Genomic DNA, 12,861 nt, shown 5'->3' with positions numbered 1-12,861 from the left:
CATGACTCCTGAGCAGATGCGCACTCTGCGCGGCCCGATGCTGCTGCGCACCGAAGGCGAACAGGCCTCCACCTTTGACCAGCGGCTCTTGGAGTCCGGTGCAGACCACGAGTGGCAGCATGCCGATCCGTGGCGCGTGCTGCGCATCCAAGGCGAATTCGTCGCCGGCTTCGATGCGTTATCCAAGTTGCCGAAGGCCGTCACCGTCTTCGGCTCCGCACGCACCACGCCCGAGGACGCGAGCTACCAGCTGGGCGTCGAGGTCGGCCGCAAGCTGGCCGAGCACTCCTATGCCGTCATCACCGGTGGCGGCCCCGGCATCATGGAGGCAGCCAACCGTGGCGCCCACGAAGCCGGCGGGCTGTCCGTGGGCTTGGGCATCGAGCTTCCCCATGAGCAGGGCCTCAACGAGTACGTCGACCTGGGCCTGAATTTCCGCTACTTCTTCGCCCGCAAGACGATGTTCTTGAAGTACTCGCAGGCCTTCATTTGCCTACCTGGCGGCATGGGCACGATGGATGAGTTCTTCGAAGTCATGTGCATGGTGCAGACCGGCAAGGTGACCAATTACCCCATCGTGCTCATGGGCACCGAGTACTGGACCGGCCTTTTGGAATGGATGGACAAGACGCTAGCAGCGGGTGGATTTATCAACGAAAGCGACCGGGAGCTTTTCCTGCTTACCGACGACCCCGATGAAGCCGTCTCCCACATCATTAAGCGTCACGAGGTTATGAGCGATAAGCGCATCAGGGAGCCGCGTTGAGCCTCGCGCGTGTGATGGCGATTGTCAATCGCACCCCGGATTCTTTCTATGACAAGGGGGCAACCTTTGACCTCGACCCGGCGCTGCGCCGCTGCGATGAGGTGATCGCAGCCGGTGCTTCGATCGTCGATATTGGTGGCGTGAAGGCTGGCCCCGGCAAAGCTGTGGACGCGGCGGAGGAAATCGACCGCGTGGTGCCGACCATTGAGAAGGTGCATCAGCGCCACCCGGATGTCCTCATTTCCGTCGATACGTGGCGCAGCGAGGTGGCAGAGGCAGCCATTGCAGCCGGTGCCGGGCTCATAAATGACACCTGGGCGGGTTGGGATCCCGAGCTCATCGAGGTCGCCGGACACTACCGCGTGGGCTATGTCTGCTCTCACACCGGTGGTATCACCCCGCGCACCCGGCCGCACCGTGTCCATTTTGATGACGTGGTGGCCGATGTCATCGCGGAAACCACCCAGCTGGCCGAGCGCGCTGCCGCTCTCGGTTGCCCGGAGGACCTGACCTTCATCGATCCGACCCATGACTTTGGCAAGAACACCTTCCACGGTCTCGAGCTTTTGCGGCGCATAGACGAGGTCGTGGCCACCGGCTGGCCGGTGCTCATGGCGCTATCAAACAAAGATTTTGTGGGCGAGACGCTAGACCGCGGGGTAGGAGAGCGCGTTGCGGGTACCCTAGCCGCCACCGCGTGGTCCGCTGCCCGCGGAGTGGCCGCTTTCCGCGTCCACGAGGTGGCAGAAACCGCTGATGTCATCCGTATGACTGCCGCCATCCAAGGCGAGGTCGCCCCGCTAGCAACCACGCGAGGCCTTGCATGAGCGTCTCCGTTATCATTCCAGCGCTCAACGAGGAGGGCACCGTCGCAGACGTCGTGCGCGCCTGCCTTGCCGATAATCCGCTTGAGGTGCTGGTAATCGACGCCGACTCCTCAGACGCCACCGCGTCTCGCGCTGCGGCAGCTGGAGCCGACGTGCACAATTGGCGCGATATCCTCCCGGTGGAGCCGCGTCCCGGGAAAGGAGAATCCCTCTGGCGTGGGGTCGCCGCAGCGAAGGGAGACATAGTCGTCTTCGTCGATGCGGATCTTGAATCCGCCGCGCCCGGCATGGTCACCGCGCTGGCCGATCCCTTTGCCGACCCCGCGGTGGAAATGGTCAAGGCCCGCTACCGCCGCAGCCTCAACGGCCAGCCCACCGGCGGCGGCCGCGTCACCGAGCTGACAGCCAAACCGCTCATTAAGCAATTTTTCCCAGAGCTCGCTCATATCGACCAACCGCTCGGAGGCGAATACTCTCTGCGCCGCGCCACCGCTGTCGAGCTGCCCTTCGTAGAAGGCTACGGGGTGGAAGCAGGGCTATTGGTGGACGTCGGCAAGCGGGGCACAATAGCGCAGGTGGACTTGGGAACTCGGGTGCACCGCAACCGGCCGCTACATGAACTCGCGCCGATGGCCGAGGTAGTCGCGCGCACACTGCTCTCCCGCGCCGGGGTTACCGCGCCCGTTGCTCAACGCCCGCCGCTAAAAGGTAAGGTTTAAGCCATGCTGTCTTGGATTATGCTCATCCTCGTCCTTTTCTCCCTGACCGTCATCGGCACCTGGGTATGGGGGTCGATTTTTGGCCGCGGCGCGGTTATGTACCCGCTCGATGAGCCGGAGAAGGTGCGTGAAAATAACCGCGCCGCTGCCCGCGAAGGGCGCCTTGACCAGGTGAAATTCGAGGTTGTGCCCCGCGGGTACCGCCAGGACCAAGTAGATGATCTCCTCGCACAACTAGAAGAGCAACTATCTTCCGCGCCGAAAAGGTCTAAGCTGGAAGGAAAAGAAGTTAACTAAAGGAGACTCACTATGGCAGCAATGAAGCCGCGCACCACGGGCGGAGAAATGGAAGCAGTAGAGGAGTCCCGCAAAATTGTCATGCGCATCCCCTCCGATGGAGGCGGGCGCATCGTCATCGAGCTGAGCAAGGACGAGGCCGCCGAGCTTGGTTCTCTGTTGACCGAGGTTTCTAGCTAGTCTAGATACATGCTTTCTCATATCGTCGACATTCTGGCTGATCCCAATGATGGCACCGCGCTTTCTGGTGCCGATGATTTCTCTCGCCTGGTCTCGGAATCCGGCCACTCTTTTGATGTGGCCAAGCAGGGCTACGTCACCCTCGCGGCCGGCGCCGGACTCAAGCACAAGGGCGATGACATGGACATGGTCAACGCCCGCGAGACCTATTTGGCCATGGGGCACTTCGCGCCCTTCGTGGAGGCCGTGACTGGGGCAGTCCAAAGTGCGCTGGATTCCGCATCGTTGGCCGAATCTACGCCCGCCTCTCTGCTTGAGGTGGGCGCTGGTACGGGCTACTACTTGGCCCACACCCTCGACTCCATCGCTGAGGCCCGCGGCGTCGGGCTCGATATTTCTCCGCACGCTGCGAAGCACTTGGCTAAGTGCCACCCGCGCGTCGGTGCCGTCGTGGCCGATGTATGGGAGCGCCTGCCCATTCGTGATGAGTCCGTCGACGCTATTTCCGTCGTCTTCGCCCCACGCAATCCGGCCGAATTCCAGCGCGTGCTCGCCCCAGGCGGCCAGGTCATCGTCTTGACCCCTGATGCCGGCCACTTGGACGAGCTGCGGGAGCCTTTGGGCATCCTCGGCGTGGAAGACGGCAAGGTGGAGCGCATGTACGAGCAGGCCGAGGGCTTCCTCGAGCAGGCGGCCGACCCGGTGGATATTTCGTTCCCCATTGAGCTCGATAAGGCCTCCGTTGCCGCGCAGGTCGGGATGAGCCCATCCGCGCGTCACATTAGCGCCGGAGAACTCGCCGAGCGCATGGCCGCTCTTCCTCCGACACTTACGGTTACCGCCCGCGCTCGACTGGACCGCCTCCGCGCAGTTTAGCCCCGGCCCTTCTGCCTCATCCCCGCCCTTGCCGCTCACCAGCACACGCTTTCCGACGCCCCAGCGTCTCCCCTTGAGCGCGAAGGGCGCGCGGCGTGACATCGCCCCGTACCGCGGGTGGCGCGGGTGCCGCGGGTCCGGAAACGCACAACCCCGCCCTTGCCGCTCACCGGGAGCAGCGCAACCGCAGTGGGCGGCTGTGCCGGTGAGCGCGAAGGGCGGGGTGGAGAACCGAGCGGGGCGTCGGGTGGTGTTTAGAGCTTGGAGCCGGAGCGCTGCCAGTCCTGCTCGATAACGGCATCGCCGGAGGTTTCGACGCGCAGCCCAGAGCAGCCGCCTTCGAAGTAGACGCGGGAGGCCATGGCGATGAGGCCACCATCGACGAATACCTCGACGGTGGAACCGTCTTGGATAATGGTGAGGGTGTCGGAGTCGCCCTCGGCAAGCGTGGCGGTGGCGGGCTCAGAATCGGCAAAGCAATGATTGAAAGCCTTGTTCATTGAGCGATCGAGGCTGATGTCATCGCCGGAGTGGCGGATGGTGGCGGCGGGGTCACCGGCGCCGTCGAGAAGCGTGACGGTGACGCAGGAACCGGAAGGCACCTCCATGACGCCGGTCCATGAGCGGGCGTAATCGGAAAGCTTAACGGCATCGGGCAAGCCCCGGGCGGGGGCTTGGTAGAGGACGCCGCCCTCGAGGGTAACTCGGCGGGGTAAGGAAAGGGCATTGGCCCAGCCTTCGGCTTCCCACGAGGCGTGCTTGGTGGCGTCATCGCCGCGGCCGTTGCCGTTGAGGAGGCCAACGATAACGGCGCGCTCATAGCGCTGCTCGGGGGTGAGCGTGCCGGTGGTGGTGTTGGTACTGCGTGGGCGGGAGAAATCGTGGCCGAAGTCTACGCGGCGGAAGCCGGAGACCACGGTAAAGGTGGTGCCTTCCAGCCGGCCGACGAGGTAGCCGGAGACGTCGCGGCCGCCACGCTCCAAGGTGACAAAGAGGACGTCGTAGACATTGCCGTCAACCTCATCGCGCAGTCGGACTAGGCGCGGGGAGACGACCGGCGGAATGGGCGAGGTAGCGGGGACCTCGCCCTCTAGGAAGCCAGGGTCGCCGTCGAACTTGAGGCTGCCGCGCAGGCGCCAAGACACGCCGTCGGCGGATTCGAGGATGACGGGAACCGGGGCGTCGGAGTGGCCGGTGAGAGCCAACATGAGCCAACCGTCGTGGCCGTCATCGCGGTCCTCTGAGGCCCAGTCGGGCACCACGGAGGGGGAGCGGAAATGATCGAAGTTGCGGGTATTGCCCACGACTTCGCCAAAACGAACGACATTGGGGTCGAGCGCCTGTGGGTCATCGGAGACCTCGCAGATTTCGTCCACGTTGGCGTAGCGGGCGAGGTGAACGGCGATTCCGGCGGCGGTCACGGAGGTGAAGTAGAGATGGATATCGTCTGGGCCTTGGGCTACGGAACCTGCGCGCAGGGAGAGCTCGCCGCCGACGGGGGCGAGGGCATCGTCACAGTCCAACCAGTCAAAGGGAGACTCTTCGGAGTAGGTGTGTCCCCAGCGCGCCGGGGAGTCCGCGGTGGGGCGGTACTGGTAGAACAGATGCCAAGTATCGCCATCGCGCAGGATTCCGGCGGGGGCGTCGAGGACGCCGTCTTCAGGGACAAAATGCAGTTCGGGGCGGTGGGTTGTCACGGCTATCCTTCCTTAAATCAGACTGCGGTAAATATCGACGGTCTGGGCGGCAATCGTAGCCCAAGAAAAATCACGAATGGCACGCTCGCGGCCGGCGCGCCCAAATTCGGCAGCGCGCTTTTTATCGGCGGCGACGTCATTGACTGCAGCGGCGAGGTCGGCCTCGAAGGCTGCGGTATCGGTGGCGTCGTAATGCACTAGCACGCCGGTCTCACCATCGACTACTACCTCGGGAATGCCGCCCACGTTGGAGGCAACAACGGCCGTGCCACAGGCCATTGCTTCCAAGTTCACGATGCCCAGCGGTTCGTAGATGGACGGGCAGACAAAAACATCGGCACCGGTGTAAATCTGCTGGACCTCGTTGCGCGGGAGCATATCCTTGACCCAGAAAATGCCATCGCGCTGGGCGCGCAACTCATCGACCAGTGCCTCGGTCTCGGCCGCGATTTCGGGCGTATCAGGGGCGCCGGCACACAAGACCAGCTGGATGTCTGGATCGAATTTCTGCGCCGCCTGCAGCAGGTGCTTTACGCCCTTTTGCCGGGTGATGCGTCCGACGAAGGCAGCGATGGGGCGCTGCTTATCGACGCCCAGCTTGTCCAAAACATCGCCCTCTCGCGGCTGCCATAGCTCGGTGTCGATGCCGTTGAGGACGACGTGGACCTTGGAGGCATCGATGCGCGGATAGGCATCGAGGATGGAGTCCTTCATACCGGCAGAGACGGCGATTACGGCATCGGCATATTCCATGGCGTTCTTTTCGGACCATGAGGAGATGTCATAGCCGCCGCCAAGCTGCTCGCGCTTCCAAGGGCGGTGCGGCTCGAGAGAGTGGGCGGTGACCACATGCGGAATATCATAAAGCCGGGCGGAGAGGTGGCCAGCAAGGCCCGTATACCACGTGTGGGAGTGGGCGATGTCGATATCGGAGGCGGCATCGGCCATGCGCAGCCCAGTGGACAAGGTCTGCAGCGCGCCGTTGGCACCCTCGAGTGCGGGATCTACGCCGTGGACAAAGACGTCTTTTTCTTCGCGCGGGGAGCCCATGCAGTGCACGGAGACATCGATGATATCGCGCATGAAACGGGTGAGCTCAGCTACGTGAACTCCGGCTCCGCCGTATATTTCCGGCGGGTATTCTTTGGAAAAGATTCCGGCTCTCATGCCCACCCAGAATACGTATCTCTGCTGTCATGTGCAGAATTCCGATATGGGGGTAAAAATGTGCAAAGTTCTGCTGCGGAATGTGGGATTTGCGGATAGGTTTGAAAACGTGAGAAGCCTGCCGAATGTCCTAGCCATTGTCCTCGCCGGCGGTGAGGGAAAGCGCCTTTTCCCCCTGACCGAAGACCGCGCCAAGCCCGCCGTACCCTTCGGTGGTTCCTACCGCCTCGTTGATTTCGTTTTGTCCAATCTGGTCAATGCCGGTTATCTCAAGATTGCGGTGCTGACCCAGTACAAGTCCCATTCTCTGGACCGCCACATTTCCCAGGCGTGGAACTTGGCGGGGCCGACCCCGCAGTATATTGCCTCGGTGCCCGCCCAGCAGCGCCGCGGCAAGCGCTGGTACAACGGCTCGGCAGATGCAATTGTGCAGTCGCTGAACCTCATCTATGACGAGAATCCGGATTATGTCATCGTCTTTGGTGCAGACCACGTATACCGCATGGATCCGGCACAGATGGTAGAAGAGCATATCGCCACCGGATTGGATTGTTCGGTGGCAGGTATTCGCGTACCGCGCTCGGAAGCGACGGCCTTTGGCTGCATCCAAGCCGATGGCATGGGCACGATTACGCAATTCGTGGAAAAGCCCGCGGACCCGCCGGCTACTCCGGATGATCCGAATATGAGCTATGCCTCGATGGGCAATTATGTCTTTACAGCGCAGGCGCTTATCGACGCCCTTTTGGAGGACGAAAAGAACGAGGACTCCGCCCACGATATGGGCGGTGATATTATCCCGTACTTTGTGGAGCGGGGACAGGCGCATGTGTACGATTTCATGGCCAATGAAGTGCCAGGGGCTACTGAGCGTGACCACGGCTACTGGCGCGACGTCGGCACCATCGATTCCTTCTACGAGGCGCACATGGACATGATTTCGGTGCACCCGATTTTCAACCTTTATAACCAGAATTGGCCGATCCACTCGACGGATGATTCCAATTTCCCACCGGCCAAGTTCGTGCAAAACGGCATCGCGCAGTCGTCGATGGTGGCCCCAGGCTGCATCGTCTCTGGCGGCACTGTGCGCAATTCAGTGCTGGCGTCCGATGTCCATGTGGCCGACGGAGCTACGGTCGAAGGATCAGTGATCCTGCCTGGCGTGCGTATCGGGCGCGGTGCAGTGGTGCGCCGCGCGATCCTAGATAAGAACGTCGTCGTTAGTGATGGCGCGATTATCGGAGTGGACCGCGAGCGTGATGAAGAGCGCTTTAAGGTTTCTGACGGCGGCGTGGTCGTCGTCGGCAAAAACCAAAAGGTCTAGAGCTTCGTCACGAGGGTGAGCCCGGAACCCAGCGGCAAGCGGGTTACGCTCGCCCCCTCGAGCTCGCGCAGGTACTCGTCTGCTTCGCGGGCGGCGGCGGTGTCGCGGTCGGTCCGGGAGGCGTCGGCAAGCGTGCCATCGAGCAAAGAATTAGCCAAGACTAGGGTGCCGCGCTGGTGCAGCAGTGGCCAGGCGGCCTTGATGATGGCTGGTAACTCGAGCGCGGCGACGTCGGCGTAGATCACCTGATAAGCATCGTTGGCAAGGCGACCCATGACTTCGAGTGGGCGCGATGGCAAAAAACGGCCGCGGGATGGCGCGTAGCCGGCCTCGCGGAATGCGGTCTTGGCGCTGCGCTGGTGCTCCGCCTCGGGGTCGATGCAGGTCAAAATGCCGTTATCGGGCATGCCGGCGAGCACATAGAGGCCCACTACATTGGCGGCCGGGGTAATGGCCACAGCTTGAGGACGCTCGGTGGAACCAGTGGAGGCGGCCGTCAGGGTGGTGAGCAGCTGGCCGGTGGATTCATCCGGGACTGGCAAGCCGTACTCTGCGGCGTGGTCGCGTGCGCCACTTAGGGCCGGGGATGCTTCGCTGTTGGTCTCGATATAAGAACGCAGTGCTTCGTATGCGGTATTAGTCACGTAATAAACCATAGGGAAAAGTGTCCGCCAATGTGGCAAAAACGCGCTTAGCCAGCAAGGTTGTGGTCGGTGGGGATAATGTGACGGGTTCACAGGATATTATCAGTACTATGGCTGGAGTTTCTGTGCTGAGTGTAGAAAGATGACATGCATGACAAAGATGAAGCGCGATGCCGAATCCCTTCAACCTGCAACCTCTGAGGCAGAGTTGACCGGTACCGCAGCATTCGATGCTGGCACGGGCGACATGCCCGCTTGGGGTGACCTCGTGGCCGAGCACGCCGATGGGGTCTACCGCTTGGCTTATCGCCTGTCTGGCAATCAGCATGACGCCGAGGATCTCACCCAGGAAACCTTCATGCGCGTCTTCCGCTCCTTGGACAAGTATCAAGCCGGAACGTTTGAAGGCTGGTTGCACCGTATTACCACTAACCTCTTTTTGGATATGGTTCGTCACCGTTCCAAGATCCGCATGGAGGCCCTGCCAGAGGATTATGAACGCGTTCCTGGTACGGATATGACCCCGGAGCAGGCTTATTCCGTGGCTAACCTGGATCCAGCTTTGCAGTCCGCGCTCGACGGGCTGGCTCCCGATTTCCGCGTGGCCGTGGTCCTGTGCGATGTCGTTGGGATGAGCTATGACGAGATTGCAGAGACCCTTGGTGTCAAGATGGGTACGGTGCGCTCACGCATCCACCGCGGCCGCTCCCAGCTACGTGCGGCGCTAGAAAAAGAGGCGCAAACCAATGCGGAAACGCGCATGCTGCTGCGTACGCGCTAAACTTTAGAGAAACTGCATAGTCCCCGCTGCCGGCGGGGACTTTCCGCGTCAATGAAGGCCGAGCAACTAGTGGAGGAGGGATCGATGGACTCGCTGCGAGGACGCCGAACCTTGTCCACGCTGAGCGTGCACGGCGGATTTGATGCCGCCCAAGCAAAGGCTCGCGATAGGGCGAAGGCCAAGGCGCGGCGTAGCGATACCATCGGGCATTTGGGCCCAGAGGCGGTTGTTGCCTTTGTGGACGGCGAGATGGAGCCAAAATTTATGCACCGTGTGCGCATTCACCTGGTGCACTGCGCTGAATGCCGCGCGGATGTGCATCAGCAGCGTCGTGCCTCGGAATGGGTGCGCCACTGCGCGGAGTCCGCAACGGTCAAGGCGCCGCAGTCATTGCTCGCGAAGCTCGCAGGCATTGCCACGGAGGGGGTAGCGCCCGGGCCTGATGCAGCAACGCCGGCGCACCGGCCCCAGCAGGACTTCTTAGACAAGGTGGAGATGGTGGTTCGCGCAATCAAGCACAATCAGCGCGGCTAAGAGCGAAGGACTAGTATTTAAGCGTGTTTTCTTCCATTGGTTGGCCCGAGATTTTCGTCATTGTGCTCTTGGGCATCATCGTCATCGGCCCAGAACGCATGCCTGAGGTGATTAAGGACGTGCGCGCAGCCATCTATGCGGCGCGGAAGGCCATCAATAATGCCAAGGCGGAGCTCAATGGGGAGATGGGCTCTATTACCTCGGAATTTGATGATATCCGTGGCCCGCTTACCCAAGCCGCGCAGTGGACGCGTCTGGGGCCGAAGGGCGCAATCACCAAGGCGCTTTTCGACGGCGACGAATCCGCCTGGGATGACTTCAATCCCCAGAAGATGGCAGAAGATATTAAGAGCAATACCGCTCCCAAGGAGCCGGAGCAGCAACAACCGCAACAGCGCCCAAGCTTCGACTATTCCCAGGTTTATGCCGAACAGTCGCAGCAGCCACAGCCACAGCCGTACCAGCGCGCCGCAGCTTCGCAACCGCAATCGACGGAGCAACCCGCGACCGAAAAGAAACCGCCGCGCGGTGGGGAAGAATCCACCGGCGGCGGCATGTGGGAAGATGTAACCTAGGGGCTAGTTCACGCCCAAGTTCAGATTTTTGCCCACTAGGGAATCGGAGCGGATGGCCAGTTTATCGGCCACCGCCTGGATCTGTTGGGCGGCGGGGGACTCGGGGGCATCTATAACGATCGGAGTGCCGGCATCGCCACCGCTGCGCAGGGTGGGATCCAGAGGCACCGAAGCCAGCAGTGGAACCTCATGGCCAAGAATGACGCCGAGGCGATCGGCCACAATCTGTCCGCCGCCGGTACCAAAGACATCCATGGTGGAGCCATCCGGCATGACCATAGCGCCCATATTCTCAATCACGCCGGCCACGCGCTGGCGCGTCTGCTGGGAGATGGACCCGGCACGCTCTGCCACCTCGGCGGCCGCGGCCTGCGGGGTGGTTACGATAAGTAGCTCCGCATTAGGGATGAGCTGGGCCACGGACAGGGCGATATCGCCCGTGCCTGGAGGAAGATCCAGCAGGAGAACGTCTAGGTCACCCCAGAAAACGTCGGCCAAGAACTGCTGCAATGCACGGTGGAGCATAGGTCCGCGCCAGACCACAGGGGCGTTGCCTTCGACGAATTGCCCGATGGAGATGTGCTTAATGCCGTGGGAAATCGGGGGCAAAAGCATCTCATCATCGAGAACGGTCGGGCCATCGGTGCAGCCCAGCAAATTAGGAACAGAGTGGCCGTAAATATCGGCATCGACGATGCCGACTTTAAGCCCCTTGTGCACCAGCGCCGCGGCGAGATTTACCGTCATCGAGGACTTGCCGACGCCGCCCTTGCCAGAAGCCACCGCAAAGACACGCGTGGTGGATTCTGGCTTGGCAAACGGGATTTCCGGCTCAGCTTGGCCGCCACGAAGCTTCTTTTTCAGCTCGCGGCGCTGCTCATCACTCATGGCTTCCATCGTCACGGTGACGTTTCCTACGCCCTCAATATCCTCTACTGCTGCGCGAGTATTGGACTCGATGGTGGACTTCATGGGGCAGCCAGCGATGGTGAGGTAAATTTCTACGGCTACATCGTTTCCGGTGACAGAAACTGATTTCACCATGTTGAGCTCGGTGATGGGACGCCCGATTTCGGGATCTTCAACGCGGGAAAGTGCCTCGCGTACGGCGGATTCAGTAATAACGCTAGACATAACCCTTGCCATCTTAGTCGGGCCGCAACAGGAGGTAAACACGCCCTCGGTGTAGAATCATCTAGACGCTCGATCGCCGCCAATCTGAAGGAGAATAGTATCGCCATGCGCAGCTGTGCCCGCCCTGCCCACGCCATTGCTGGCGTGGTGCTCTCTGCCATGCTGCTTACCGGCTGCTCCTCCCAGTTTGATGGAGATCCTTATGCGGATAATGCTAAGCGTGCCCCCGTTGGCATCATGGTAGATGCTAGTGAGACCGACCAAGTAGTGCTGGCGGAGATCTTTCGCCAAGAGCTGATCAGACAGGGGCGTGAGGCCTCCCTTGTTGGGGAGGATATTTTCCAAGAGTCTAGGTCCGGTCGCTATTTGAACCCCAATGGTAATTTTTATGTCGGGTGCACGGGGGCTTTTCTCAGCGTTCTCAATCCCGGTGAGGCGCGGGAAATATCCAAGGACTATAGAAAAGCTCAGCACTCCTCCCAACCAGGCGGTGAGGACTACCTAGCGCGTACTCACATCGCTTTAATGTCTGCACTTCCAGGCGACCTAGGCGCGGTGGAACCATCCAGCGCCACTGGCTGTGAGGACGCGGAGCCAAAGCTCCCCGAGAATTTTGTGGCGCTCTACCAGGATGATCTCTTGGACCGCGAGGAACGCCAATCTATAGCTTCATTGACGAAGTTCATCACGCGAAAAGACATCTCTGAATTGGCGCAAGAGGCAGAGCAAAAAGGCGACGTGGCAAAAGTGGTTCGCACGTGGCTGCACGGCTCCGGCACGAAAATGCTCGATGAGGAAGGCGACTCAGATTCTTCCGGTGGGTCTGATCTCACCGGAGGCTCCAAATAGTTTTTCTTTGGCGGGTAGGCGAAAGTTTCCAGGCGTCGACAACTCGGAAACCACCAAGTCAAGTAAAACCAACGGGCCCGACAGCTCGTGGTTATCTGAACGGCGCCCAAAGCCTTCGAGCTTGACGTAGATGCCAATTCCCGAACATTTCAGCAGATCCGATCAACGGTGCTGGTGCGAACGCGGTCGGCCATAGCACAGCAATACCCTCACCCCCTCCCTTCGCGCTCACCGGTAACGCACCTTTCTCGCAGCGGTCACTCCCCGTGAGCGCGAAAGGAGTGAAGTCTGCGCTAAGAACGTGAGAGGAGAGGAGAATCGAGTAAGAAGAGAGTGCTAGTTGAGAAGCAAGCCGAGTCCGTAGTTCCTGAGGAACGTTGGCCCGCATGAGTAAACCCCAGTGAGGAGTCCTGAACTGCTCCCCATTAGTTGGACTGAGAAATCAGTTACCTACTAGTGGGGAGCAGTTGTATGCGTGAACGTAGTTC

The 12,861-nt window shown here is 60.9% G+C and carries 15 protein-coding genes; 11 read left to right on the top strand and 4 right to left on the bottom strand.

The annotated features are described in order from the left end of the window. Window position 1: 1 nt before the first annotated feature. The 6 genes from QP990_RS11425 to QP990_RS11400 are packed head-to-tail and all read left to right on the top strand — an operon-like array spanning window position 2 to window position 3,665. Window positions 2-766, top strand: coding sequence for a TIGR00730 family Rossman fold protein (locus QP990_RS11425; RefSeq protein ID WP_023021839.1), 765 nt, complete (start codon window positions 2-4; stop codon window positions 764-766). Window positions 767-780: 14 nt separating this feature from the next. After that, window positions 781-1,593, top strand: a complete 813-nt coding sequence (folP, locus tag QP990_RS11420; protein WP_034656441.1) for a dihydropteroate synthase — start codon at window positions 781-783, stop codon at window positions 1,591-1,593. Then, complete coding sequence (locus tag QP990_RS11415; protein WP_284799320.1) at window positions 1,590-2,312, top strand: glucosyl-3-phosphoglycerate synthase; 723 nt, start codon at window positions 1,590-1,592, stop codon at window positions 2,310-2,312. The genes folP and QP990_RS11415 overlap by 4 nt, the downstream gene beginning before the upstream one ends. 3 nt (window positions 2,313-2,315) lie before the next feature. After that, the gene (locus QP990_RS11410) at window positions 2,316-2,609 is read left to right on the top strand and encodes a DivIVA domain-containing protein (protein WP_284799318.1); all 294 of its coding nucleotides are present in this window, start codon (window positions 2,316-2,318) and stop codon (window positions 2,607-2,609) included. Between the two features lie 12 nt (window positions 2,610-2,621). Beyond that, the gene (locus QP990_RS11405; RefSeq protein WP_005323535.1) at window positions 2,622-2,789 is read left to right on the top strand and encodes a DUF3117 domain-containing protein; all 168 of its coding nucleotides are present in this window, start codon (window positions 2,622-2,624) and stop codon (window positions 2,787-2,789) included. A 9-nt stretch (window positions 2,790-2,798) separates the two neighbouring features. Then, window positions 2,799-3,665: a methyltransferase domain-containing protein gene (locus QP990_RS11400; protein WP_284799317.1), complete on the top strand. Its 867-nt coding sequence runs from the start codon at window positions 2,799-2,801 to the stop codon at window positions 3,663-3,665. Between the two features lie 254 nt (window positions 3,666-3,919). Here QP990_RS11400 and QP990_RS11395 read toward each other — a convergent pair whose 3' ends face one another. Both QP990_RS11395 and glgA read right to left on the bottom strand, forming a co-directional pair. After that, on the bottom strand, window positions 3,920-5,362 hold the full coding sequence (locus QP990_RS11395; protein WP_200287768.1) for a GH32 C-terminal domain-containing protein: 1,443 nt from the start codon (window positions 5,360-5,362) through the stop codon (window positions 3,920-3,922). Window positions 5,363-5,374: 12 nt separating this feature from the next. Continuing rightward, window positions 5,375-6,529, bottom strand: coding sequence for a glycogen synthase (gene glgA / locus QP990_RS11390; protein WP_200287766.1), 1,155 nt, complete (start codon window positions 6,527-6,529; stop codon window positions 5,375-5,377). A gap of 109 nt (window positions 6,530-6,638) precedes the next feature. Between glgA and glgC the strand changes: the two genes are divergently transcribed. After that, window positions 6,639-7,856 (top strand): glucose-1-phosphate adenylyltransferase, encoded by a 1,218-nt coding sequence (gene glgC / locus QP990_RS11385; RefSeq protein WP_086588169.1) that lies wholly within the window; start codon window positions 6,639-6,641, stop codon window positions 7,854-7,856. On the opposite strand, the gene QP990_RS11380 is transcribed toward glgC, so the two are convergent. Continuing rightward, window positions 7,853-8,500 (bottom strand): O-methyltransferase, encoded by a 648-nt coding sequence (locus QP990_RS11380; protein WP_200287764.1) that lies wholly within the window; start codon window positions 8,498-8,500, stop codon window positions 7,853-7,855. The two genes, glgC and QP990_RS11380, sit on opposite strands and share 4 nt — an antisense overlap. Window positions 8,501-8,651: 151 nt before the next feature. Here QP990_RS11380 and sigE point away from each other — a divergent pair, with 151 nt between their 5' ends. The 3 genes from sigE (at window position 8,652) to QP990_RS11365 (ending at window position 10,390) form a co-directional block, all read left to right on the top strand. Next, window positions 8,652-9,281: an RNA polymerase sigma factor SigE gene (gene sigE / locus QP990_RS11375; protein ID WP_034656442.1), complete on the top strand. Its 630-nt coding sequence runs from the start codon at window positions 8,652-8,654 to the stop codon at window positions 9,279-9,281. 84 nt (window positions 9,282-9,365) lie between these two features. After that, complete coding sequence (locus QP990_RS11370) at window positions 9,366-9,815, top strand: anti-sigma factor (protein ID WP_023021829.1); 450 nt, start codon at window positions 9,366-9,368, stop codon at window positions 9,813-9,815. 23 nt (window positions 9,816-9,838) lie between these two features. Beyond that, a complete protein-coding gene (locus QP990_RS11365; RefSeq protein WP_284799316.1) occupies window positions 9,839-10,390 on the top strand; it encodes a twin-arginine translocase TatA/TatE family subunit in 552 nt (183 codons plus the stop codon). A 3-nt stretch (window positions 10,391-10,393) separates the two neighbouring features. On the opposite strand, the gene QP990_RS11360 is transcribed toward QP990_RS11365, so the two are convergent. Beyond that, window positions 10,394-11,524, bottom strand: a complete 1,131-nt coding sequence (locus QP990_RS11360; protein WP_023021827.1) for an Mrp/NBP35 family ATP-binding protein — start codon at window positions 11,522-11,524, stop codon at window positions 10,394-10,396. 105 nt (window positions 11,525-11,629) lie between these two features. Here QP990_RS11360 and QP990_RS11355 point away from each other — a divergent pair, with 105 nt between their 5' ends. After that, window positions 11,630-12,373: a hypothetical protein gene (locus QP990_RS11355; protein WP_284799313.1), complete on the top strand. Its 744-nt coding sequence runs from the start codon at window positions 11,630-11,632 to the stop codon at window positions 12,371-12,373. Window positions 12,374-12,861 lie beyond the last annotated feature (488 nt).

Source organism: Corynebacterium sp. MSK071 (assembly GCF_030232125.1).
GTDB classification, from domain to species: domain Bacteria; phylum Actinomycetota; class Actinomycetes; order Mycobacteriales; family Mycobacteriaceae; genus Corynebacterium; species Corynebacterium kefirresidentii.
Note: the sequence above shows the minus strand (reverse complement) of the source record. Positions and strands in the feature narration are given on the sequence as shown.